The sequence below is a fragment of the Bacillus sp. I-2 genome, assembly GCF_001974945.1.
GTDB classification, from domain to species: Bacteria; Bacillota; Bacilli; order Bacillales; family Bacillaceae; genus Bacillus; species Bacillus safensis.
In genome coordinates this window covers 171,480-193,828 of record NZ_LZRW01000032.1, presented here as the reverse complement: position 1 = coordinate 193,828, position 22,349 = coordinate 171,480, and the positions used below count along the sequence as shown (strand labels likewise).

General features: G+C 41.1%; 21 protein-coding genes and 1 other annotated feature. Of the genes, 5 read left to right on the top strand and 16 right to left on the bottom strand.

What is annotated here, in order from left to right; all coding sequences use genetic code 11:
• Positions 1-153 precede the first annotated feature (153 nt).
• The 10 genes from tig to ilvE form a co-directional block, all read right to left on the bottom strand.
• Positions 154-1,428 carry a trigger factor gene (tig, locus tag BAE31_RS09960; protein ID WP_034279803.1) on the bottom strand — a complete coding sequence of 425 codons (1,275 nt, stop codon included), beginning with the start codon at positions 1,426-1,428 and terminating at the stop codon, positions 154-156.
• A gap of 240 nt (positions 1,429-1,668) precedes the next feature.
• Complete coding sequence (ddcA, locus tag BAE31_RS09955; protein ID WP_041107110.1) at positions 1,669-2,676, bottom strand: DNA damage checkpoint antagonist DdcA; 1,008 nt, start codon at positions 2,674-2,676, stop codon at positions 1,669-1,671.
• A 125-nt stretch (positions 2,677-2,801) separates the two neighbouring features.
• Positions 2,802-3,401 carry a 3-isopropylmalate dehydratase small subunit gene (gene leuD, locus BAE31_RS09950; protein ID WP_024423183.1) on the bottom strand — a complete coding sequence of 200 codons (600 nt, stop codon included), beginning with the start codon at positions 3,399-3,401 and terminating at the stop codon, positions 2,802-2,804.
• A gap of 13 nt (positions 3,402-3,414) precedes the next feature.
• Positions 3,415-4,830, bottom strand: coding sequence for a 3-isopropylmalate dehydratase large subunit (gene leuC, locus BAE31_RS09945; RefSeq protein WP_076840341.1), 1,416 nt, complete (start codon positions 4,828-4,830; stop codon positions 3,415-3,417).
• A 40-nt stretch (positions 4,831-4,870) separates the two neighbouring features.
• Positions 4,871-5,968, bottom strand: a complete 1,098-nt coding sequence (gene leuB / locus BAE31_RS09940; protein ID WP_076840340.1) for a 3-isopropylmalate dehydrogenase — start codon at positions 5,966-5,968, stop codon at positions 4,871-4,873.
• 18 nt (positions 5,969-5,986) lie between these two features.
• Positions 5,987-7,540, bottom strand: a complete 1,554-nt coding sequence (locus BAE31_RS09935; RefSeq protein WP_024423186.1) for a 2-isopropylmalate synthase — start codon at positions 7,538-7,540, stop codon at positions 5,987-5,989.
• Positions 7,527-8,555: a ketol-acid reductoisomerase gene (ilvC, locus tag BAE31_RS09930; protein ID WP_024423187.1), complete on the bottom strand. Its 1,029-nt coding sequence runs from the start codon at positions 8,553-8,555 to the stop codon at positions 7,527-7,529. Before ilvC ends, BAE31_RS09935 begins: the two co-directional genes overlap by 14 nt.
• Positions 8,556-8,573: 18 nt before the next feature.
• A complete protein-coding gene (gene ilvN, locus BAE31_RS09925; RefSeq protein ID WP_007501584.1) occupies positions 8,574-9,092 on the bottom strand; it encodes an acetolactate synthase small subunit in 519 nt (172 codons plus the stop codon).
• Positions 9,089-10,813, bottom strand: a complete 1,725-nt coding sequence (ilvB, locus tag BAE31_RS09920; RefSeq protein ID WP_025092480.1) for an acetolactate synthase large subunit — start codon at positions 10,811-10,813, stop codon at positions 9,089-9,091. The genes ilvN and ilvB overlap by 4 nt, the downstream gene beginning before the upstream one ends.
• A gap of 122 nt (positions 10,814-10,935) precedes the next feature.
• Positions 10,936-11,183 (bottom strand) — a binding site (T-box leader).
• A gap of 8 nt (positions 11,184-11,191) precedes the next feature.
• Entirely contained in the window at positions 11,192-12,106 is a 915-nt protein-coding gene (gene ilvE, locus BAE31_RS09915) for a branched-chain-amino-acid transaminase (protein ID WP_039180440.1), read from the bottom strand.
• 433 nt (positions 12,107-12,539) lie between these two features.
• Between ilvE and BAE31_RS09910 the strand changes: the two genes are divergently transcribed.
• Positions 12,540-13,583 carry a lactonase family protein gene (locus tag BAE31_RS09910; protein WP_076840339.1) on the top strand — a complete coding sequence of 348 codons (1,044 nt, stop codon included), beginning with the start codon at positions 12,540-12,542 and terminating at the stop codon, positions 13,581-13,583.
• Between the two features lie 33 nt (positions 13,584-13,616).
• Here the strand turns inward: BAE31_RS09910 and BAE31_RS09905 are convergent, their stop codons facing one another.
• The 6 genes from BAE31_RS09905 to BAE31_RS09880 all read right to left on the bottom strand — a co-directional run bounded on the left by BAE31_RS09905 (position 13,617) and on the right by BAE31_RS09880 (position 18,406).
• Positions 13,617-14,036: a YkvA family protein gene (locus BAE31_RS09905; RefSeq protein ID WP_024423190.1), complete on the bottom strand. Its 420-nt coding sequence runs from the start codon at positions 14,034-14,036 to the stop codon at positions 13,617-13,619.
• A 95-nt stretch (positions 14,037-14,131) separates the two neighbouring features.
• A complete protein-coding gene (gene dltD / locus BAE31_RS09900; protein WP_025092477.1) occupies positions 14,132-15,298 on the bottom strand; it encodes a D-alanyl-lipoteichoic acid biosynthesis protein DltD in 1,167 nt (388 codons plus the stop codon).
• On the bottom strand, positions 15,298-15,534 hold the full coding sequence (dltC, locus tag BAE31_RS09895) for a D-alanine--poly(phosphoribitol) ligase subunit 2 (RefSeq protein WP_024423191.1): 237 nt from the start codon (positions 15,532-15,534) through the stop codon (positions 15,298-15,300). Before dltC ends, dltD begins: the two co-directional genes overlap by 1 nt.
• Positions 15,535-15,555: 21 nt before the next feature.
• Entirely contained in the window at positions 15,556-16,740 is a 1,185-nt protein-coding gene (dltB, locus tag BAE31_RS09890; RefSeq protein ID WP_076840338.1) for a D-alanyl-lipoteichoic acid biosynthesis protein DltB, read from the bottom strand.
• Positions 16,737-18,242 carry a D-alanine--poly(phosphoribitol) ligase subunit DltA gene (gene dltA / locus BAE31_RS09885; RefSeq protein WP_076840337.1) on the bottom strand — a complete coding sequence of 502 codons (1,506 nt, stop codon included), beginning with the start codon at positions 18,240-18,242 and terminating at the stop codon, positions 16,737-16,739. The genes dltB and dltA overlap by 4 nt, the downstream gene beginning before the upstream one ends.
• 14 nt (positions 18,243-18,256) lie before the next feature.
• Positions 18,257-18,406 (bottom strand): teichoic acid D-Ala incorporation-associated protein DltX, encoded by a 150-nt coding sequence (locus BAE31_RS09880; RefSeq protein ID WP_024427820.1) that lies wholly within the window; start codon positions 18,404-18,406, stop codon positions 18,257-18,259.
• A gap of 334 nt (positions 18,407-18,740) precedes the next feature.
• Here BAE31_RS09880 and BAE31_RS09875 point away from each other — a divergent pair, with 334 nt between their 5' ends.
• The 4 genes from BAE31_RS09875 to BAE31_RS09860 all read left to right on the top strand — a co-directional run bounded on the left by BAE31_RS09875 (position 18,741) and on the right by BAE31_RS09860 (position 21,924).
• On the top strand, positions 18,741-19,136 hold the full coding sequence (locus BAE31_RS09875) for a VOC family protein (RefSeq protein ID WP_024427819.1): 396 nt from the start codon (positions 18,741-18,743) through the stop codon (positions 19,134-19,136).
• A gap of 596 nt (positions 19,137-19,732) precedes the next feature.
• Positions 19,733-19,921, top strand: a complete 189-nt coding sequence (locus BAE31_RS09870) for a hypothetical protein (RefSeq protein ID WP_076840336.1) — start codon at positions 19,733-19,735, stop codon at positions 19,919-19,921.
• Positions 19,922-20,015: 94 nt separating this feature from the next.
• The gene (locus BAE31_RS09865; protein ID WP_076840335.1) at positions 20,016-21,563 is read left to right on the top strand and encodes a T7SS effector LXG polymorphic toxin; all 1,548 of its coding nucleotides are present in this window, start codon (positions 20,016-20,018) and stop codon (positions 21,561-21,563) included.
• 16 nt (positions 21,564-21,579) lie between these two features.
• Complete coding sequence (locus BAE31_RS09860) at positions 21,580-21,924, top strand: hypothetical protein (RefSeq protein WP_076840334.1); 345 nt, start codon at positions 21,580-21,582, stop codon at positions 21,922-21,924.
• Positions 21,925-22,349: the final 425 nt, after the last annotated feature.

Below are 22,349 nucleotides of genomic sequence, written 5' to 3'. Positions count from 1 at the left end.
GGTAACGATGTGTTTCTAACACTGCACATTGAGATATGTATGACAGAAAGATGCGACTTACACTATCGTTTCCAAAAGAAGCGATGATAAGTCAAAAATTGTACAAAACAAGGCACGAGTCACTCGCGCCCTGTTTTATTATTATGCACCATATTAACGGTTTTCTACAAGAAAATCAATTGCTTTACGAACTTTTAGATCTTCTTTCATTGCTTCAGTAGATCCGATCGCTTGTTTGATATTTTCAATTGGCATGTTGTATGCTTCAGCCATTTTTGAAAGTTCTTCTTCCACTTCTTCGTCAGACACTTGTAAGTTTTCTGCAGCAGCAATTGCTTCAAGTGTTAGGTTAGATTTTACGCGTTTAGCAGCATCTTCTTTCATTTGCTCTTTCAGCGCATCTTCATCTTGTCCAGAGAATTGGAAGTAAAGCTCAAGGTTCATTCCTTGCATTTGAAGACGTTGTTCGAATTCTTTCATCATGCGGTCTAGCTCAGTGTCAACCATCGCTTGTGGGATGTCAACTTCCGCATTTTCAGAAGCTTTCGCAACTAGCTCTTCACGAAGTTTTCCTTCTGCTTCGTTTTCTTTTGCTTCTTCAAGACGTTTCTTCGTTTTTTCAGTTAACTCAGCAAGCGTTTCTACTTCTTCATCAACATCTTTAGCGAACTCATCGTCAAGTGCTGGAAGTTCTTTTGCTTTGATTTCATGAATTTTCACTTTGAATACAGCTGGTTTACCTGCAAGGTCTTCAGCATGGTATTCTTCTGGGAATGTAACTTCTACGTCTTTTTCAGCGCCAGCTTCAAGACCAACTAATTGCTCTTCGAAACCAGGGATGAATGAACCAGAACCTACTTCAAGAGAGTAGTTCTCAGCTTTTCCGCCTTCGAATGCTTCTCCATCAACGAATCCTTCGAAATCAAGAACAACTGTATCGCCGTTTTCGATTGCGCCTTCTTCTTTGACAACAAGCTCAGCTTGACGGTTTTGCATGCCTTTTAGCTCTTCTTGTACATCTTCATCAGTGACAGCTGTGTCGTCTTTTTCTACGTTAAGACCTTTGTAGTCACCAAGTTTTACTTCAGGCTTCACTGTTACTTTTGCAGTGAAGATTAAGCTTTCGCCTTTTTCGATTTTCTCAACATCGATTTCAGGGCGGTCAACTGGCTCGATACCAGCTTCGTCGATTGCTTTTGGATATTCAACTGGAAGAAGAATATCTAATGCATCTTGATAAAGAGATTCTACACCAAAACGCTGCTCGAAAAGACCACGTGGTACTTTCCCTTTACGGAATCCAGGGATCGATACTTGCTTAACCACTTTCTTAAATGCATCGTCAAGTGCTTTGTTAAATGTTTCAGCGTCAACTTCTACAGTTAGAACGCCTTCGTTACCTTCTTGTTTTTCCCATTTTACTGACATGTGTGTTTCCCTCCAAAAATCTATTCAGATTGTGCGTTGCTCCATTCTAAAGCATCATAAAGACTTCGTCCAATCAAAAACCACGCACTCCGCTAAGAAGCTTGCATTATGTATACAACATTTGACTTGATTATACATATCGTCTTTCAACCGTTGGAATCTGACAACTGCACTATATATGCACAAATACAACCATTATATTATAACATAACAAGTCCGTCTTTCAACTAAATCGACAAATTACAAATAAGAAATTTCTTCAATATCTTTCAGCATTGTGCAAGCTTCTCTCAGCTCTCGTTCGTTAAATTCATACAATAAATGCAATTCTTCGAGTTCAATCTCAATCCCATGCATTTCATAGCCGACTTTATGAAGTGCCGCTGCCCAAAGACTTGGATCTGTGTATTTAGGAAGAAATGGATACAGCACAAATAAGTGCCGGCGCCATAACTCTTCCACGCCTTGGTAAAGGGTTGGGTTCTCATTGCCGAGCGTGTCATCGAGCATACGAAGCACTTGCTGAAGAAGCGGCATCTGCTCTGGCTTTACAGCCTCAGAAGGAATAAGTGTTAATGAATCACCGAATTTTGTCACATGAACCGGCTTTGCCACATCATGATCTGCCAGAAGCTGCAGGATCATTGATTTGACCAAAGGGTTCCCATCAGGGTTTTGTAAGATGGTATTTAATAGACCCATGTGCGGTGTAATATTCCGGTCTTTCAATGAATGAATGAACTGGACCTGTTCTTCCGGCCGCTTCAGCATATCATCTATGTTGACCTCACTTCCGGCGTCCTCATCTTCATCTAAAATCTCTTCAGGTGATTCAATCATTTTTCTGCTAAATTCGAGCAGCTTGTAAAAATGCTCCGCACTTTCTGCCGGAAGGTGGTTTTCCTCAAGCACAGCCTCAATCGTCTGTTTGACTTCTTCATATTCTTTCAACTGAATGAGGATCGTCATATACACTTGGAGCACAGTGAAATAGTGGCCATATCCTTCATGCAGCATTTTTTCACAAACACGCTTTGCATCCTGCAGCTCACCCAGCTCCAGAAAACAAATGGCCATTCCGAGGTGAATATCGGATTCTTCATCGTCATCGTACGATTTAGCTTCTGAAAACAAGTGAAGCGCCTCTTGATACTGTTTATCTTTTAATGCTGCCATTCCTTTTTCAATCAGTCTTTCTTTCAGACCAGGAAACAAAATGACATTATCTTTCTTCTTGTCATGCTTCATGCTTACGTTCCTTTCGGGCGCATATTTTTTATCAGTTTACCAACGAAGATTAGTAAACACAAGTAACGAGAGGTTTTCATGCAAAAAAGAAGCCGTCACACCTCGGGCGGACAGCTTCTCGTTACTTAAGCGCGCAGCCAGCTGCTGCGCTTTTCTTCAAATGCTTGAATGTCATCTTCTAGAAGTAATGTTAATGAAATCTCATCATAACCATTTAGGAGCATTTCTCTCCAGTGAGGGTCGACTTGAAAAGGGGTGATATTCCCTTCGTGATCTTCTATCTGCTGTTTTTCAAGATCAACCGTCATCTCATACCCTTTGTTCTCATATGACGCAGCGAAGGTTTTCCACACATCATAATCAAGGCGAATCGGAAGCATCCCATTTTTAAAGCAGTTTTGATGAAATATATCTGCAAATGATGGTGCGATGACAATTTTAAAGCCATAATCATCAAGCGCCCAAGGAGCATGTTCCCTAGATGATCCGCAGCCAAAGTTCTCCCCTGCGATCAAAATGGATGCTCCTTCATAGATCGGCTGATTCAGTTCGAAATCTGGATTTGGGCTGCCGTCGGCTAAATAACGCCAGTCGAAAAAGGCAAAGCGGCCATATCCTGTTCGTTCGATTCTTTTTAAAAATTGCTTCGGAATAATTTGATCTGTATCTACATTGATTCGGTTAAGCACAGCGGCTTTTCCTTTATGAGTGACTAAAGGCTCCATCTATGACAACTCCTTACACGACTGTTTTCTCTTGATTAAACTTCCTGACATCGACAAATCGGCCATGTATCGCAGCCATTGCAGCCATTGCCGGGCTGACAAGATGCGTTCTCGCACCCTTCCCTTGACGCCCTTCAAAGTTACGGTTTGATGTGGACGCGCAGCGTTCGCCCTCCGGTACCACATCGTTATTCATACTAAGGCACATACTGCAGCCTGATTCTCTCCATTCAAATCCTGCTTCAAGGAAGATTTCATGAAGACCTTCTTTTTCTGCTTGCAATTTGACACTTTGAGAGCCAGGTACCACAATCGCTCTGACATGATCTGCTACTTTTTGTCCTTCAATCATAGAAGCGGCTTGGCGTAAATCAGTCATTCTTGAGTTCGTACATGAGCCGATAAAGACATGCTCAATCGTAATATCTTCTATACGCTGATGCGGATGGACACCCATGTATTCGTAAGCACGAATCGCTTCTTTTTGATCATCTTCTTGTGCAAAGTCCTCAGGTCCTGGGATCGATGCATCCACAGGCAGTACCATTCCTGGATTAATTCCCCACGTAACCATTGGTGAAATCTGATTTCCATCTAATACAATGGTTTTATCGTAGGTTGCACCTGGATCTGTTTTAAGTTCTTCCCATTCTTTAATAGCTGCTTCGAAGTCTTCACCCTGCGGTGCATATTTGCGTCCGCGGCAATATTCGAAGGTGACTTCATCAGGCGCAATCAATCCTGCTCTTGCGCCTGCTTCAATTGACATATTACAAACGGTCATCCGCTCATCCATCGTCATGTTTCTGAATACTTCCCCAGTGTATTCAATGACATAACCTGAGCCGAACTTCACGCCGTGCGCACCAATGACGGCTAAAATGACATCTTTGGCGGTTACCCCTTTTTGAAGCTTTCCGTCTACTCTAATTTCTAGCGTTTTCGGACGCTGCTGCCAAAGTGTTTGTGTAGAAAGTACATGTTCAACCTCACTAGTACCGATCCCAAAGGCAAGTGCACCAAACGCACCGTGAGTTGATGTATGACTATCTCCACAAACGATTGTTTTCCCAGGAAGTGTCAATCCAAGCTCAGGTCCAACGACATGGACAATTCCTTGGTCAACACTGTGAAGGTCAGCAAGACGAACGCCAAATTCCGCACAGTTGCGCTCTAAAGCACTCACTTGCTTTTTAGCAATCTCATCTTTGATCACAAATCGATTCACAGTTGGGATGTTGTGATCCATCGTCGCAAACGTGTTTTGAGGTCTTCTCACCTTGCGCCCTTTTTGTCTTAATCCTTCAAATGCTTGAGGTGATGTCACTTCATGCACCAAGTGCAGATCAATATATAAAAGGTCTGGTTTCCCCTCGCCGCTTTTGACTACATGCTGATCCCATATTTTTTCGATGATTGTTCGAGGCATAACCCTTTTCCTCCCTCTATCTAATTCCACAAGATTCTATTTATACAATGGTTTGCACGCGCTGCTTGAGTGCGTCTACAACCGCATTAGTGATTTCTTCAGTCGTTTGATAAGTTCCCTCTTTTGCTGCTAAATCTTTTGTTCGTTTGCCAGAGGCAAGAACAGCTTCGACAGCTTCTTCTATTGCAGCCGCTTCGTCTTCTAATGCAAAGGAAGTTCTAAGCAAGCTTGCTGCTGATAAAATGGTTGCCAGAGGGTTTGCAACGTTTTGCCCCGCAATATCGGGTGCTGAACCATGAATTGGCTCATATAAATGAAGGCCTGTGCTTGATAAACTAGCAGATGGCAGCATGCCGAGTGATCCAGTAATCATAGAAGCTTCGTCACTTAAAATATCCCCGAACATATTCTCCGTCACAATGACATCAAATTGAGCGGGCTTGTAAATCAGCTGCATGGCAGCATTGTCGACGAGCATATGCTCAAATTCAACTTCTGGATATTGAGCAGAAACTTCTTCTACTGCATCCCGCCATAGTTTACTAGAAGCAAGAACATTCGCTTTATCCACAGACGTCACTTTTTTCCGTCTTGTTAAGGCCATGTCGAACGCTTCTTTTAATACGCGGACAATTTCTTCCTTTGTATAAAGGAGCGTGTCAACGGCAGCTTCTTTTCCTTCATCATCCGTATAGCGTTCGCTTGGTTCACCAAAATAGAGACCGCCTGTTAATTCACGAACGATGACGAAATCAACTCCGTTAATGTGATCCTGTTTTAACGGAGATGCCTCGCTTAAGCTATCGAACACCTTTACAGGGCGAATGTTGGCAAATAAGTCCAGCTGTTTACGAATTGCGAGCAGGCCTTTTTCTGGACGAAGCTCAGGCGGGTTTTGATCCCACTTTGGTCCGCCGACTGCTCCTAATAAAATCGCATCAGCGTTTTTGCATACATCTACTGTTTCCTTTGGAAGCGGGTTGTTTTTTTCATCTATTGCGATACCGCCAATAAGCGCAGTTTCAAATTCGAATTCGTGCCTAAATTGAGCCGCTGTCTCTTGAAGGACTGCGACTGCAGATGTCACGACTTCCGGTCCGATTCCATCGCCGGGCAAAAGTGCAATTTTCTTTTTCATGAGAACCTTCCTCCTTTCCTATGAGATCGCGTGATGTTTCTCAATTTCAATCAGATTTGATTTGAAGATTAAATGCCTGTTCACCGCATTGACGTAAGCTTTCGCCGATGCTTCAAGCACATCTTGCGCTACACCGCGTCCTGCTGTTTCTTTTCCTTCTATTGAAACAGTGACATATACTTCTGCTAGTGCATCTCTGCCTTTTCCATTTGATTGAATGCGGTAGTCCAGCAAATGAATTCTTTCTTCCATACAGCGCTCAAGCGTGTTGTACACAGCCTCTACACTGCCTGCACCTGTAGCTGCTTCTTGAATGACTTCCTGTGTTTCTTGATTTTTCAGAGAAACTGTTGCTGTTGGCATTTGTTCTGTTCCATAGTGCACTTGCAGACTTTCAAATTCGTAGCCGATTTTTCGGTCTGCTACTTTTTCTTCTAATATAATAGAGATCAAGTCATCATCTGTAATTTCTTTCTTCTTCTCTGTCAAGTTCTTGAAAGTCTCAAAGAATTTATTGATTTCGTCTTCCGTTAGTTTAAAGCCTAGTGTTTTCATGCGGTCTTTAAACGCGTGTCTTCCGGAGTGTTTTCCAAGGACAAGCACATCTGTTGTCACGCCGACAAGCTCTGGAGAAATAATTTCATAGGTTGTTTTTTCTTTGAGGAAACCATCTTGGTGAATACCTGATTCATGTGCAAATGCGTTGTTTCCAACGACTGCTTTATTACGCGGCACAATCATTCCTGAGTATTTGCTCACTACATCACTTGTACGCTTAATTTCATTCAATTGAATCGTTGATTCGACCTGGTAAAAATCTTTTCGAATATGAAGAGCTACTGCAATTTCTTCTAACGCGGCATTTCCAGCGCGCTCGCCAATTCCGTTGACAGCCGTTTCAATTTGATCTGCTCCATTTTCAATGGCAGCAAGTGAGTTTGCCACAGCCATTCCTAGATCATCGTGACAGTGAGCGGACAAGTTGACGCGGTCGATATTCGGAACGTGTTCCTTCATATATTTAAAAATATTACCGTACTCTTTTGGCGCTAGGTATCCAACTGTATCTGGCAAGTTAATGACACTCGCCCCAGCGTCAATGACCTTTTCTACAATTTCTGCCAAGAAAGCAAGATCTGTACGGCACGCATCTTCTGCTGACCATTGGACAACTGGAAAACGTTCTTTCGCATATTTTACCATTGCGACAGCCTGTTCTACTACTTCTTCACGTGTTTTCTTTAGTTTATGCTTCAGGTGAATATCAGAAGTGGCAATAAAGACATGAAGCCTTGGCTCCACTCCATCTTTTAATGCTTCCCATGCAGCATCAATGTCACCTTTCACACATCGTGCAAGACCAGCAACAGAACAGTTTTTAATCGTTCTTGCAATTTCTTGTACGCCTAAGAAATCCCCTCGGGATGAAGCGGGAAAACCCGCTTCGATGATATTAACCCCAAGGCGCTCAAGCTGCTTTGCAATGATTAGCTTTTCTTGTGCATTTAAGTTCACTCCTGGTGATTGCTCTCCATCCCGAAGTGTTGTGTCAAAAAAATTAATTTTCCGCACCGACGCTCACCGCTTCCTTTTTCTTTCCTTGTTTAACGAAAGGCATCATTTCACGAAGCTTTCTACCAACGATTTCAATTTGGTGCTCATTTTCATTTGCATTGATCGCATTGAAACGTGGACGATTCACTTGGTTTTCAACAATCCATTCTTTTGCAAATGTACCGTTTTGGATATCAGTCAAAACAGCTTTCATTGATTCTTTTACTTTTGCATCCACAACGCGTGGTCCTGATACGAAGTCACCCCATTGTGCTGTATCAGAGATTGAATATCTCATGCCTTCTAAGCCTTCTTCATACATAAGGTCAACGATCAATTTTAGTTCATGCAGACACTCGAAGTATGCAAGCTCTGGCTGATAACCAGCTTCTGTTAACGTTTCGAAACCTGCTTTCACTAGTGAAGTAAGACCTCCACAAAGAACTGCCTGCTCACCGAAAAGATCCGTTTCTGTTTCTTCTTTAAATGTTGTTTCAAGAACGCCCGCTCTTGCTCCGCCGATCGCTTTCGCATAAGCAAGTGCTTTGTCTTTCGCTTGACCAGATACATCTTGATAGATAGCAAATAGGGCAGGTACACCAGCGCCTTGCTCATATGTTCTTCTCACAAGATGTCCTGGACCTTTTGGAGCTACAAGATACACATCTACGTCACTTGGAGGAACAATTTGATGGAAGTGAACGTTGAATCCATGTGCGAATACAAGTGAATTGCCAGCTTCTAATTGATCTTTGATTTCTTCATCGTATACTTTCTTTTGCTGCTCATCTGGAAGTAGTACCATGACTACGTCTGCTTGTGCTGCTGCTTCTTTTACTGTAAATACTTGATGACCGTCTTCTTGTGCTTTTGTATAAGATCCGCCTTTTCTTACGCCGACGATCACATCTACGCCGCTTTCTTTTAAGTTCAATGCATGTGCATGACCTTGTGATCCGTAGCCAATGATCGCTACCTTTTGACCATTTAATACGTTTTCTTGAATATCACCGTTATAATATACTTTTACCATTTGACTCTCTCCTTTTGTTTAGACAATTGAAATTGTTTTATTTGTTTGCGGCTTTTGCTGATTATCTCTCGCAAAGGCCGTAGTGCCAGTTCTGGCGACTTCTTTAATGCCGTATGGCTTAAGTAATTCAATGAGTGCTTCAATTTTTGAAGACTCACCTGTCACCTGAATGACGACACTCTCTCTGCTCACATCTACAATAGAAGCTCTAAACGGTTCAATGACCCCCGTGATCTCCATTCTAGATGCTGGTGCAGATACGACTTTTATCAAAGCCAGCTCTCGCTGAACGATTGATTGGTTTGTAATGTCTGTTACCTTCAGAACATCGATTTGTTTGTTCAGCTGTTTTGTCAGCTGCTCGATGTCTTTCTCCTGGTCTACATGGACGACGAACGTGATGCGTGATACATCTTGAATCTCAGAATGGCCGACCGTAATGCTTTCAATGTTGTAGTGTCTTTTAGTAAAGAGGCCTGTGATTCTGTTCAGTACGCCTGATCGATTTAATACAGTCAACACAATAATTCTTTTCAAGGTTTCACCCCCACCATCTCATGAAGTCCTTTCCCCGGTGCTACCATCGGGAATACTTTTTCATCTCTCGCTACATTGACATCGATGAAAACAGGCTCTCTAGAGGTTAAGGCTTCTTCAAGCTTTTCTTTCGCCTCTTCGTCTGATGAGATTCTGATTCCTTTAATGCCATAAGCTTCAGATAATTTGACGAAGTCTGGCTGCTCTGAAAATTTAGAATGTGAGTAGCGTTCTTCGTAGAAAATTTCTTGCCATTGTCTTACCATTCCAAGGCTGTGATTATTGAGTACAATCACTTTGACTGGAAGGTTCAGCTCACGGATAACGGCAAGTTCTTGCAGGGTCATTTGGAAACCTCCGTCTCCTAAAATTGCCACAACAGTTGCCTCTTGATCAGCCAGCTGAGCGCCGATGGCTGCTGGTAATCCAAAGCCCATTGTGCCAAGACCTCCAGATGTTACCCACTTATCTGCATTTTCAAATGGATAGAACTGAGCAGCCCACATTTGATGCTGTCCGACATCAGTTGCGACAATGGCTTCACCTTTTGTGAATTGATGAATGTATTCAATCAGCTTTTGAGGCTTAAAGCCTTCTGCTTCGTTTTCAACGTACCAGAGTGGATATTCTTCCTTCCACTGATCTAATTGATTTTTCCATTCGTCTGATTCTCCTTGCTTCCCGTCTTGCTTGATCAGTTCTTCAAGAACGAGCTTACTGTCTCCAACAACCGGGATATGGGTATGAATGTTCTTGCCGATTTCCGCTGGGTCGATGTCAATATGAGCCACCTTCGCATGTTTCGCAAAATGATTAAGGTTGCCTGTTACCCTGTCATCAAATCTTGCTCCGATTGAAATGAGCAGGTCACATTGATGAAGAGCCATGTTCGCTGCATATGTGCCATGCATACCGGCCATCCCTAGGAAAAGAGGATGCTTTGCCGGGAATCCGCCAAGTCCAAGCAGTGTATGAGCGACTGGGATTTGCTGCTGCTCTACATACTGTCTTAATTCTTCAGATGCTTTGCCATGAAGTACGCCGGCTCCTGCTAGAATGACTGGTTTTTTCGCTCTGCTGACAGCTTCTACCAATTTGCGAATTTGCAAATAGTTCGGCTCTACTTTTGGCTGATAACCAGGTAAATCAATTGGCTGATCATATTCAAACGTTCCTTCAATGCCTGCGACATCTTTTGGAATATCAATCAAAACTGGACCAGGTCTGCCTGTTGTTGCGATATGGAATGCCTCTTTAATGACACCCGGTAATTCCTCTGGATTTCTTACTTGGTAGCTGTGCTTTGTAATTGGCATTGTGATGCCGAGTACATCAGCTTCTTGGAAAGCATCCGATCCAATGACTGACGTTGCCACCTGCCCTGTGAATACAACAAGGGGAAGTGAATCAATCATTGCATCTGCAATCCCTGTCACAAGGTTTGTCGCTCCCGGCCCTGATGTTGCAATGACAACACCTGGTTTACCAGATACTCTTGCGTATCCTTCTGCTGCGTGAATCGCTCCCTGCTCATGTCTTGGCAGGACATGAAATAAACCAGAATCGTAAATTTTATCGTAGATTGGTAAAACTGCTCCGCCTGGATAGCCGAAAATGACTTCTACTTTTTCTCTTTTGAGTGCTTCAATTAACATGAGTGCACCGTTCATCGTTTGTGGCGCTTTTGATTTTTCCGTCTCCATTTGTACATTTGTCCCCATTTGATTTCCTCCTCTTTGTCTTGCTTCAGTCAAGTCCTTTCACCCTTTTCTATTCAAGATAGAGATATGAGACCATATAAAAAAGCCTTCTCACCCCACAATGACACTACTTTTCACTAGGTCAAAGGGGCGAAAAAGCTTTGTTTTTTCGCGGTACCACCCTTGTTCACGGCATATCCTGCTGCCGTCTCATGGACATCTTTCGTCCATTTTGGTAACGAGTGAGCAATGTCACTCGGTCTGCCCTACTATCATTTCAAGCAGACACTCAGAGGTGAGTTCACTTTAGAAAGTAACACCGGTTTCCAGCTAGCACCGGCTCTCTGTAGATACTGACTCTAAAGCTACTAGTCCTCTTCAACGTTTATCGATATCTATTTAACTTGCATGAATGTTTTCATCTGTAAAAACGACTTTTTCTCCTTCTTCAACTACTCGCTTGCGGAATTGTTCAAGAAGTTTGTTTGTGTGGAACCCAGGTTTTCCTTCACCGATTGTACGGCCGTCAACTTTTACAACGGCGATGACTTCGGCTGCGGTTCCTGTTAGAAATACTTCTTCAGCTGTATACACATCATGTCTTGTGAATGGTTCTTCTTTCACTTCGTAGCCTAAGTCTTCTGCAATCTCCATGATGGCATTTCTTGTAATGCCTTCAAGTGCGCCGATATAACCTGGCGGTGTATAAAGCTTGCCTTTTTTATAAATAAACACGTTGTCTGCAGAACCTTCCGCCACGTACCCTTGATCGTTCAGCATCAGCGCTTCACTCACACCGGCCATATGGGCTTCGATTCGGACAAGAATGTTATTCAAATAGTTTAATGATTTCACTTTTGGGCTAAGGACATCTGGACGATTTCGTCTTGTTGGAACCGTCACAATATCAATACCCGTTTCATATAGGTGCTTTGGAAAAATGGCCAGCGGCTCTACAATGATCACTGTATTGGCTCTCCCGCAGTTGTTAGGATCTAATCCAAGATCACCTGCTCCTCTTGAGACGACAAGGCGGATATAGGCGTCCTTTAAGCCGTTCCTTTCAACTGTATGAATCATTTTTTCCGTGAGTTCCTCAAGTGAATATGGAATGTTCAGCATAATGGATCTAGCGGAATCATACAGGCGGTCTAAATGTTCTTTCATTCGAAAGATATTTCCGTTATACACGCGAATCCCTTCGAAAACACCGTCGCCATATAAGAAGCCATGATCGTAAACTGAAATTTTCGCATCCTCTTTTTTCACGAGTTCATCGTTTAAAAAGATCCACTGTTCCTTTTGGTCTTCCATTTTCAGTGAGCACCCTCTCTTTCAAACAAAAAGTAGTTGAATTTTCAGACACTTTATATTGAAGTGTCTCTCGCTTGCACTGCGTGTTTGTTTAGCTTTTGTTGAACCCATCTTACGCCGCTTTCCATACAGTGTCAACAGCATTTTTAAAATTATTAGACAATTTAGACTAATCAAAATTAAATGTATACGCTTACACCTTTGCTAGACAAGGAATGAAAAAACTTAAAATTTTTTGTATTTTTTCTTCAATTTATTTACTTTACATGAACGGTTTTCTTTTGAGAAAACTTTTGTGATATTTTTTCACAACATTTTTGATGAATATTGTGAGATTTCATTGACTTTGTTTTTTCTTTTGGCATGCCTTTCTAAAGCGTTTTCCTATGAATTTATGATAGAATGAGAGCATCTAATAGAAGGAGGGCAATACATGGCTAACATCAGAGGTTATATCGGTACGTATACTAAGGGAGACAGTAAAGGCGTTTATACGTTTACATTAAATACGGACAAGCAGCAGATTGAGCAAGTAGAAGTCGCTGCTGAACTTGAAAATCCTACATATTTAACCGTGTCAGAGGATCAAAAGTTTGTTTATGCTGTTGTGAAAAAAGGATCACAGGGCGGCCTTGCTGCGTATCAAATTGATTCAACAACAGGCAGACTTCACTTCATCAACCAAGAGCTTGCCGATGGAGCTTCTCCTTGCCACGTCAGCGTGGACAGTCAAACGAAAACGGCGTATACAGCGAATTATCATAAAGGGACAGCAGAGATGTATGAAATCGATGCTGAAAACGGCTCAGTGATCCGCACGCTCTCACAGGTGCAGCATGAAGGAACTGGCCCTAACGAAGATCGTCAGGAAAAACCGCACACTCACTTTATGGGTCTCACACCAGATGAACAATTTGCAGTGGCTGTTGACCTTGGAACAGATGGAATTTATACGTATAAGAAAGAAGACGGCAAACTTGAGCTTGCTCATACATTTGAAACAAAGCCAGGCAGCGGACCTCGTCATATCACATTCCACCCAACGAAACCTGTGGCATATGTAATGACAGAGCTAAGCTCCGAGGTCATTGTGCTTCGTTACTTTGAAGATGGTCATTTTGAAGAGATCCAAACAATCGCGACCATTCCAAGCGATTTTACAGAGAACAATCAAGGCAGTGCCATTCATGTCTCTTCAGACGGACAATTTGTTTATGCAGGAAATCGCGGTCATGACAGCATTGCGATTTTTAAAGCAGACGATGACGGCCAATTAAGCCTAGTCGAGATTGCTTCTTCTGAAGGAAACTGGCCTAGAGATTTTGTGCTTGATCCAACAGAAGTATTCCTCGTCGGTTCAAACCAAGAATCTAGCAATCTCGTGTTATACAAACGCGACAAAGAAACAGGACGACTCACTGTCTTACAATCAGACATTACCGTCCCTCACCCAGTTTGCGTGAAATTTTTAGGGTAAAAGAAAAAAGCCTCCAATAACGGAGGCTTTTCTTTATACAGACGGCATACCGCCATCCTCAAGCTTTTGATCAATCAAAGACGTATCGGTTTTTTCGCCGAACCATTTTGACAGCCTGTCTTTTGCTTTCCCTTTCACATCATCATCAATGTACATCGCTACTTGAAGCAGAGCAAATGTAATGGCGCCTAAATCATCTGTATAGCCAACACCAATCAATGTATCCGGAATGAGATCAAGTGGAAGGATAAAGTAGCCGAGTGCTCCAATAATCAGGGTCTTTGCTTTGACCGGCACTTCGGGTTTTTGCAATGTATAGTAAAGTAATAGCACAGCATAGACAAGAGAGACACCAGCTTTTTGTGCCGTCTTTTTTAGCTTTTCCCAAAAGGCATGATCATTAAAATGCTTCTTCGAACGCTTTAATAGTTCTTTTTTCTCAGAACGATTCATCATATCGCCTCCATCTACAGCATAGCCCTTTTCCCTTAGTTATACAAGATATCCGCCGATTCGACAAACAAAAAGCAGCAGAAAGCTGCTGCATTCTACTGCTCTTTGTAAAACTTTTCAATTGCCTTATCGATGTAAACCCATCCTTTATAAGACACATGAATCGTATCTTTAAAGAAGTATGGATCGTACTCATGCTTAGTCAAATCTGCGACTTCATACCCATTATCTCGAATTTGACGATTGATTTTTTCATAATAACCTGTACGGCCTTCTTTCGGAAAACCGGTGTAGTCATACCACTTTCCGTTGACAGGAATCGTCACAAACAAAGGCTTCGCCCCTGCCTGTTTTAAAATATCCAGCATGATTTGAAAATCTTTGTATTCTGGTGATTCCGCATAAGAGTGGCCTTCACGGGAATCCTTCATCTTTTTCATGATCGGTTTCAGCTTGTGGTCAAACAGTTTTTGATTAATATAAAACGGGTTGTCCCCTGCTCTTTTCGCACCAAAAATGCTCGCTTCTTTTTCAAGCTCAGCCCATGTTTTTCCTTTGACTGAAGGAGACGGTTGAAGCTTGCGCTCATGCCCCGATCCAATCGTATAGTACATGTCTTTCTTTTGAAGCATGCCATAATACATTTTCGCAATAGGAGAAATCGCGCCATAAGCGAACTTGTTTCCAGATAGCTCTGCTTTAAAAAGCTCTGTAATCACCATGTCGTTTTTGACTGCTTTAAACTTCATGATTCTTTTGATCAGCTCTTTTTTCACAGTTGGATCAATTTCTTTATTATAGGCGAGATTCAGCGCTTGAAGCGCTGAATAGTTCGGTGCAAAGTGATTCTCATCAGATCCCCATTTCACAAACCACTGCGGGGACACGATAAATACAAGCTTCTTCCCTTTTAATTCATCCATATGCGCTGCGAAGTTCATCGCATGAATTAATGATTGCGATCCACCTTTTCCAATAAGATAAGGTGTAAACCCTTGAGGATTCTCATGAAAGAAATTCGAAGGGTGATATGGATCAAAACGTGATAGTTCAGAAGATCCATAGATCGGCAAATAAGTTGGATCTTTTAGCATTTCATCTTGTAAGTAGAGCCCTTGGAACATCCCTGGATCTAATTCTGTGGCTGACTTTTGTAATTTGTCTTTTGGGATCAGGTGTGAGAGCCATGCATTTGGTACAAGAAGAACACCAATGAATAGAACAGCCGCTAAAATAAGCGGCCCAAAAAAACGCTTTTTCATTACTTCATCTCTGCCAGCTGCTCAGCAATATGATTCGGCGTATCCCACACATCACGATCGAATTCTGTAATCGGAACAGTGATTCCGAGTTGACTTTCAATTGCCATAAGCAGTTCTACTGTACCAAATGAATCAAGAAGGCCTTCTTCAAAAATCGCAATCTCTGGATTTTCTTTCACAACGTCGTCCTGACAAACCTCTGCAATAATACCGTATACTTGATTTTTAAATTCCATAATTTTCTACTCCCTTAATCATTAATGATGAAATGGTTTTCCTGAAAAAATATAAAATCCGAAACAAATCACATGGAATGTAATAATGATAGACACAACCATTGTGACCTTATTATCCGGCCACCACTTGTGCTTTTTATTCCATTTCTCAAATAAATTGTAACCGGACATGACAACTGCATGATATAGTCCGTAAATAATATATTGAAGGGCAAGACCATGCCAAGCACCCATCAATAGAAAGAGGACAAAGTACCCGATATTTGATACAGCCATTCGGTTCTTGATCCACTTCTTTTTGGTCATAAAGAACACAAATCTCATAAACACGTAGTCTCTGAACCAGAAGGACAGGGACATGTGCCAGCGATTCCAGAAGTCTTTAATGTTTCGGCTGATAAACGGTTTATTAAAGTTCTCTGGTGATTTAATCCCCATCATATAACTCACACCTACAGCAAACGCTGTATATCCAGCAAAGTCAAAGAACAAATACATGCTGTAAGCATACATATATGTTAACTGCTGAACAAAGTGACTGCTGCTAATGTGATGAATATTCATCAGAATATATGTGTGAATCAGATAACCAATAATGAACTTATATAAGAAGCCAATGAAAATTTTATGAATACCGGCATATAGAAGATCACTGTATGCTTCCTTTTCAAGCGGTGTATCCATATCCTTTTCAAATCGGCGGTAACGATCAATCGGACCTGATGAAATCGTCGGGAAAAAGACAATGAAATAGACCAAACGGTGAATCGGAATTTTCTTCTTAATCAAGCCGTCTCTTGTCTCGATAATTAACTGAACACCTTTAAATGTTAAGTACGAGATCCCCAAAAAGCTCAGCCAGTTCATTGGCGGCGGCTGGTGCGGCTGATGAGTTAAAAAGAACGGTAAAATCTTTGACAGCACAAGCGGCAAAATAGATGCCACCACTGCTGCATAGAAAACAGATGCCTGATTCGCCTTTAACCTGTATGCAAGGTACAGGCGGATGATGAAGACTTGCCACACCGTGAACAAGAAGAGCAGCAGCGCGCCATGGGCATCCTTTGAGAAAATAAGTGCCAGCGCCACAACCGTTGCAAACATGTTGTAGCCCTGCATTCTTTTGCCGCGAAGACCAAGAATGATCGTCGGCAAAAGAAGAATACCAATTAGAATGAAGAAAAAGAATGAACTAAACGGAATCATAGAAGAACCTCTTTCGCGATTCTCTTACGGTCAACCTTCCCGTTTGGCGTCATGTACAGCTGCTCAAGATAGACAAACTTTCTTGGGATCATGTACGCTGGCAGTGAATCCGCCATTTCTTTCTTAATCGCGCTTGTCAGCTGATACTCTTTTTCAAATGAATGAGCTGCTGGAACAATCGCTGCAATCAAGTACTCCACATGACCATTTGGCTGGTATGGAACAATTACACAAGCATTGACATAGGTTGTCTCGCTTACATGATATTCAATTTCTTCAAGCTCCATCCGGTATCCATGAAGCTTAATTTGATAATCGAGACGGCCATGGCACGTAATTAATCCATCCTTCGCCACACCTGCGTCACCTGTACGGTAAGCAGGACGTCCTTCGTATTCAAAGAACACTTTATCTGTCAAGGCTTGTTCACCTAAGTAGCCTTTTGTGACGCTTGGCCCCACAATGACAATTTCTCCTTTTTCACCATCAGGAAGTGTCTTGCCTTCTTCATCTAAAATGACGATGTCTGTATCCTGTTTGGCATAGCCTACTGGTAAAGAATCGTGCTGATCAAGAATCGCCTGCGTCACTTCAATCGATGTAATCGCAACAGTTGCTTCAGTTGGACCATACGTATTAAAGACCTGCGCCTTTGGAAAACGCTCAAGAAGTGCACTTGCTACAGCTACAGGAAGCGCCTCACCGCAGAACAAGAAAACGTTCAGCTCTGGTAAAAGCTCCCCTGTAAAGGAAGGATCCATTAAGCACATTTGCACAAAAGAAGGTGTTGATGTCCACACTTCAACGTCAGATTGACCAAGTGCTACAAACATATCCTTTGGCTTATTCACAAGATCTTTCACTAAACAGTAAAGCGTGCCGCCTGATTGAAGGGCTGGATAGAGATCCATCACTGATAAGTCAAAAGAAAATGGTGCTTGATTTAAGAATGTGCGTCCTTCACCAATTGGGAAGTCACGGCACATCCACTCTGTAAAGCTTTCTAAATTATTGGCTGTTACCTGAACGCCTTTCGGTTTTCCAGTACTGCCAGACGTATAAATAATGTAAAAAACATCATCTTGTTGAACCCACTGCGTGGATGGCGGTGCTTCTTTTTCAAGTGCTAAAAGCGATGCCGCACTCTTCACTTCAATGTGTTCTTCTACATCTAATACATTCTGCTCATTTGCACATATCAATAGACTGGCTTTTGAGCTTTCAATGATAGAGACGATGCGCTCGACAGGTATTGAGATGTCGACCGGAATATATGGTCTGCCTGATTTCACACTACCTAAGAAAGAAATCAGCATCTCTGGCTCCATATGACCGTATACAATGACAGGTTCACTGCCAGCTGTGACTGCATCGATCGCACCAGCCATTTGGTCTGATAAATGCCATAGCTCATCATATGTGATCGATGCATGTTGAGAAACAAATGCTGGCTGTGTTGGTTTCGTTTGCTGGTATTCATGAATCGTTTGTAATAGTTTCATAATTTAATCTCCAATTAAAAATCGTTGTAAATGAATGATCCCGTATTTGCTGTGTGGAATCCGTAAATAAAGAACAATAATAGCAAAATAAGTAAGTAAAAGCTTGTATATCCTATCCATTTTACAGACTTATTTTCTGATAGCTTTTTGAATAGCATATTGATAACCTCTTTTCTTTTGACACTTATAGAGACGCATGAATCATTAAAAGAGTTTCATGTTAAAACATAAAATTTTTAAGAAATACTAAAAAAATGTCGAACCTTAGAACGTCTCTTTTGCGCAAAGCTGTCTTATTGTAACAAAGATTTAATACATTTGAAATGAAATCCGAGCTTAAATTTGCCTTAAAATTGCTGAAAGCTGTCGAGAAGCAGCATATTCTTCTTTAGATTTATTCATTAACAGCTAAACCATTAAATAGAGTTCCATATTCATCTGAATTAAGTTACATTAAGTCATATAATCATTAATCTTCTAAATGGGGGGGCTCATCTATTGTCAAAAGGACTTATTCATCATATTGAACTAAATGTTTCGAATTTAAAGAATTCGATTATTTTTTGGGGGTGGTTTTTAGAGGAGTTAGGCTACGAGCCGTATCAAACCTGGGAAAGCGGTCGAAGTTGGAAATTAGGAGAAACTTATATCGTTTTCGTACAAACGGAGGAACGATTTATGGACATACCATATCATAGACGCAGGGCAGGTCTAAACCACCTGGCTTTTCATGCCAGTTCCCGGCAGCAAGTAGATGATATGACTGAAAAGTTAAAAAGCATGGGGGTTAAAATTCTTTATACCGATACACACCCCTTCGCAGGCGGCGATAAACATTACGCAGTTTATTTCGAAGATCCTGATAGAATGAAAGTTGAATTGGTGGCACCTTGATTTTAGTTTGACTAGAGAAATAAAAGAACCCATGATTTCATGGGTTTCTCGTCATTGCATGATAAGAAAATCCGTCATAAGGCAAGCGGGTTCTCCGTTTTGATTTTATACACCTTACTTTTTTTAGTTGGAGAGAAAGAATATTTTCTCTTTTGCATATTTACCACTTTACAATGCCTTTTTCATTAGGGAGGTTAATTTAAAAATGCCCTTCCAATGGAGGGCGGTGCTATTAACTATTTTCTTTTGAGTATTTCTTAATCAATGCTTCGCTAATTCTGCTTAGATCGCAACCGCTAAAATCAGCATCAACGGAAACATGCTTAAACGATTATCTGCAACATATACAATGATCCCGACAATGATAGCCACTACGATTGCCGTGAAAAAATGCTTCACGCCATCTCACCCCTTTGTATAAATCATATACATTTTATTACACAAAAGGTTTAATTGAAATGATTTCCATAAAATCGGCAAGTTTCGTTCGTCCACTCTTAAAGTAAATTGCTATCCCCCTTATGTTGTTCGCACAATCTCCATATGTTAAAATCAACTAAAATATCTATTTAATGGATCAATCAGGAGGTCATTAAGTGTCACAGCAAAGCACGCCATCCAAAATGTTATTAATTACTTTACCCAGCGCTATTATTGCCCTTGTGATGATCTTAGGGAAAATTGATACACCTGTAACAAATGTTTTATTTTATCTTGTGGCTTTTAGTGTGATGGGGTTAGTTGTTTCAAGCTTAGTAAAAGACTACAGAAAAAAGAAAAATTAACTCCTCAACTTGGGAGCTGTCGTTTATGCAGCTCCCTTTCTTTATGTGGACGCTTAATTGCTTCGAGTACTAACAGAAAGTAAAGGAGAACGGAATGAAAACCCTTGATGTCTTTGAGTTGAAGAATGGAATTGACCAAACGCTGAACAAGTTGAAGCAGCAATCACATAATGTTAAGTCCCTAGAAAAGCAAATCAACCAAATCATCTCCTTAGATGGTGCATTGAAGGGAGAAGCTGGACAAGCGATAAAAGATTTTTATATGGAGTGTCACATTCCCTTTTTGCAATTCTTTCAGATCGTCATTGAAGAATACAGTGGTGCACTAAAAAAGACAAAACAGGCACTTCATGCTTTTGAATCAAACCCGAATGGTTTTATCTCTCAATCATTCATTGAACACGAGCTTGACCAAGGGTTAAAAAAAGCCGAACGGACTATTTCTGATATTGTATCCGATGTGAATCAAGCCCTCAGCAGGGTCAGCCATATTGCGCATTTGCCTCATGTAGATGAATCTGCTTTTCAACAAAGCTATCAAAAAGCCTGGCTTGAGACGTCCAAAACCATTGGACTACTTCATGCATTTGACAGAGAACAAACAAGTGCTCTAAATGAAACAAAAAGTTCCCTTCACACAATGAAGCAATACATAGATACTTTAAGCAAGATGTTCACTGGCCCGAAAATTGAAATTACCAGTTATCAAAAAGGCTCTATTTTCAAAGGTGGAAAAGAAGAAAAAATCAGCAGCAACATCAGCGAATTGAATGAAAAAATAGACAACCCTAAAGAAAACCCAATGATGATCATGCTGAACAAGCTGAATGATAAAGAGCAATCGAATGTGGATACTCTTGTGAAGAAGAAACCGTCTAATAAAATCAATCAAAACGCCGTGTTCGTAAATGGAAAAGTATATAATACAAATGAAAAGATTGACTTCGCAAATGCCAAAACAGTTGAATTTATTCGAGATGGAATGCTATATCGGTTACGAATATCGGATCAAAACAAAGTGAAGATTGAAAGCATCACAAAGATTTCTGACTTGAAACAAACCTCAAACATCTTAAATACAGCGGTTGAATTTACAGGAATAAATGATGCCATTCGAGTCATCACAGGAAGAGACCCTGTAACAGGTGACAAAGTCGCTGACATGGACCGTCTAGTATCAAGCTTGTACATGATACCCGGAGCTAAAATCGCTAAAGTAGGAAAATACGTATTTAAAATAATGAAAGGAGAGAAAGTAGCCAAGAAGATTGTCAAAACACCTTCCTTCGGCAAACATTCCGTACCAAAAGGTCCGTATCGTGAAGTAAATGGTTTCCCTGTAAAAGTAAAACCAGGCGCTCAAGAGAAACATATTCCTGATGCACCTAACTATAAACAGGAGATAGCTAATGGAAAGAAAAAAAGCATCTTTTACGGTGACAATAAAAAAGCCCAAGAATTGCTTGATAAATATGCTGGTACAGGACACATCCCATCAAAAGGAAGAGAAGTTGTTAAATTTGATCACAAAATAGGTAAAGCATATGACTTAGAAACTGGAAAATATATAGAAACAGATAGAGGAACAATACATTACTCAAAAGATGGTGCTCACATAGTTCCAACAAAACCAATACCATAAAAAAGGATTGATACTCTTGGGATATAACTCTTTAATCAAAATATTAAATAAATATGGTGCCAACGAATTGCGACTAGAGTGGAAAAACGGATTACAGATTATCGGAAAACCAGATGCACTCTATGAAACAGATAATGGACTAGAAGACGATGATATAAATTATACAGAATATTACGCAGTTGCCTTTATTGTCAAGGACATCATTGCCCACCCTACTCATAATGAAGGAAGAGTATGTGATTGGGTAATACAAGAAGGAAATTCTTATGTGGAAATTTCCCTTTATGATGATCCACCTAAGGCTGTATATTTAGTAGACGGTCAAAAATTATGGGAATTTGACAGCGATGAATACCAATGAAAAGCCCCTCCGTGTCGGAAGGGCTTTTTTTTACTTCTGCTTTACTTCAACATATTTTGAAGCAGCTGTAATATAATGGCCTGATTTCAGCGTTAGTGTAGTAGGATGTGTACCCCTCTTTACACCATGGACCACAAGAAGGTGACGTTTGTTTCCACGACCGACCTTCATAATCCTAGAACAGTATTTAACTATGAAGATTGTTCCGCAATTATCACATGTGCATTTTTTATAATCCATTTCCAAACCTCCATCTTTTTTAGCGGTCCTCCTACTGTGACAGGACGCACACAGCAGCTACCAGTTAGTTGAATCCCAGAATAGTTTTTTATCTCCCTTACGTGGTTTTATATGGTCTACTACTGTAACCGCAATACGTTAGCCTTTTAACATGCAAGACTGATATAATGGATGCTTTGTCAGAT

Excerpts from the sequence above, each read along its gene's own strand:
- tig (WP_034279803.1), bottom strand. The coding sequence starts at position 1,428 with ATGTCAGTAAAATGGGAAAAACAAGAAGGTAACGAAGGCGTTCTAACT.
- ddcA (WP_041107110.1), bottom strand. The coding sequence starts at position 2,676 with ATGAAGCATGACAAGAAGAAAGATAATGTCATTTTGTTTCCTGGTCTG.
- leuD (WP_024423183.1), bottom strand. The coding sequence starts at position 3,401 with ATGGAGCCTTTAGTCACTCATAAAGGAAAAGCCGCTGTGCTTAACCGA.
- leuC (WP_076840341.1), bottom strand. The coding sequence starts at position 4,830 with ATGCCTCGAACAATCATCGAAAAAATATGGGATCAGCATGTAGTCAAA.
- leuB (WP_076840340.1), bottom strand. The coding sequence starts at position 5,968 with ATGAAAAAGAAAATTGCACTTTTGCCCGGCGATGGAATCGGACCGGAA.
- ilvC (WP_024423187.1), bottom strand. The coding sequence starts at position 8,555 with ATGGTAAAAGTATATTATAACGGTGATATTCAAGAAAACGTATTAAAT.
- ilvB (WP_025092480.1), bottom strand. The coding sequence starts at position 10,813 with ATGGGGACAAATGTACAAATGGAGACGGAAAAATCAAAAGCGCCACAA.
- ilvE (WP_039180440.1), bottom strand. The coding sequence starts at position 12,106 with ATGGAAGACCAAAAGGAACAGTGGATCTTTTTAAACGATGAACTCGTG.
- BAE31_RS09910 (WP_076840339.1), top strand. The coding sequence starts at position 12,540 with ATGGCTAACATCAGAGGTTATATCGGTACGTATACTAAGGGAGACAGT.
- BAE31_RS09905 (WP_024423190.1), bottom strand. The coding sequence starts at position 14,036 with ATGAATCGTTCTGAGAAAAAAGAACTATTAAAGCGTTCGAAGAAGCAT.
- dltD (WP_025092477.1), bottom strand. The coding sequence starts at position 15,298 with ATGAAAAAGCGTTTTTTTGGGCCGCTTATTTTAGCGGCTGTTCTATTC.
- dltC (WP_024423191.1), bottom strand. The coding sequence starts at position 15,534 with ATGGAATTTAAAAATCAAGTATACGGTATTATTGCAGAGGTTTGTCAG.
- dltB (WP_076840338.1), bottom strand. The coding sequence starts at position 16,740 with ATGATTCCGTTTAGTTCATTCTTTTTCTTCATTCTAATTGGTATTCTT.
- dltA (WP_076840337.1), bottom strand. The coding sequence starts at position 18,242 with ATGAAACTATTACAAACGATTCATGAATACCAGCAAACGAAACCAACA.
- BAE31_RS09865 (WP_076840335.1), top strand. The coding sequence starts at position 20,016 with ATGAAAACCCTTGATGTCTTTGAGTTGAAGAATGGAATTGACCAAACG.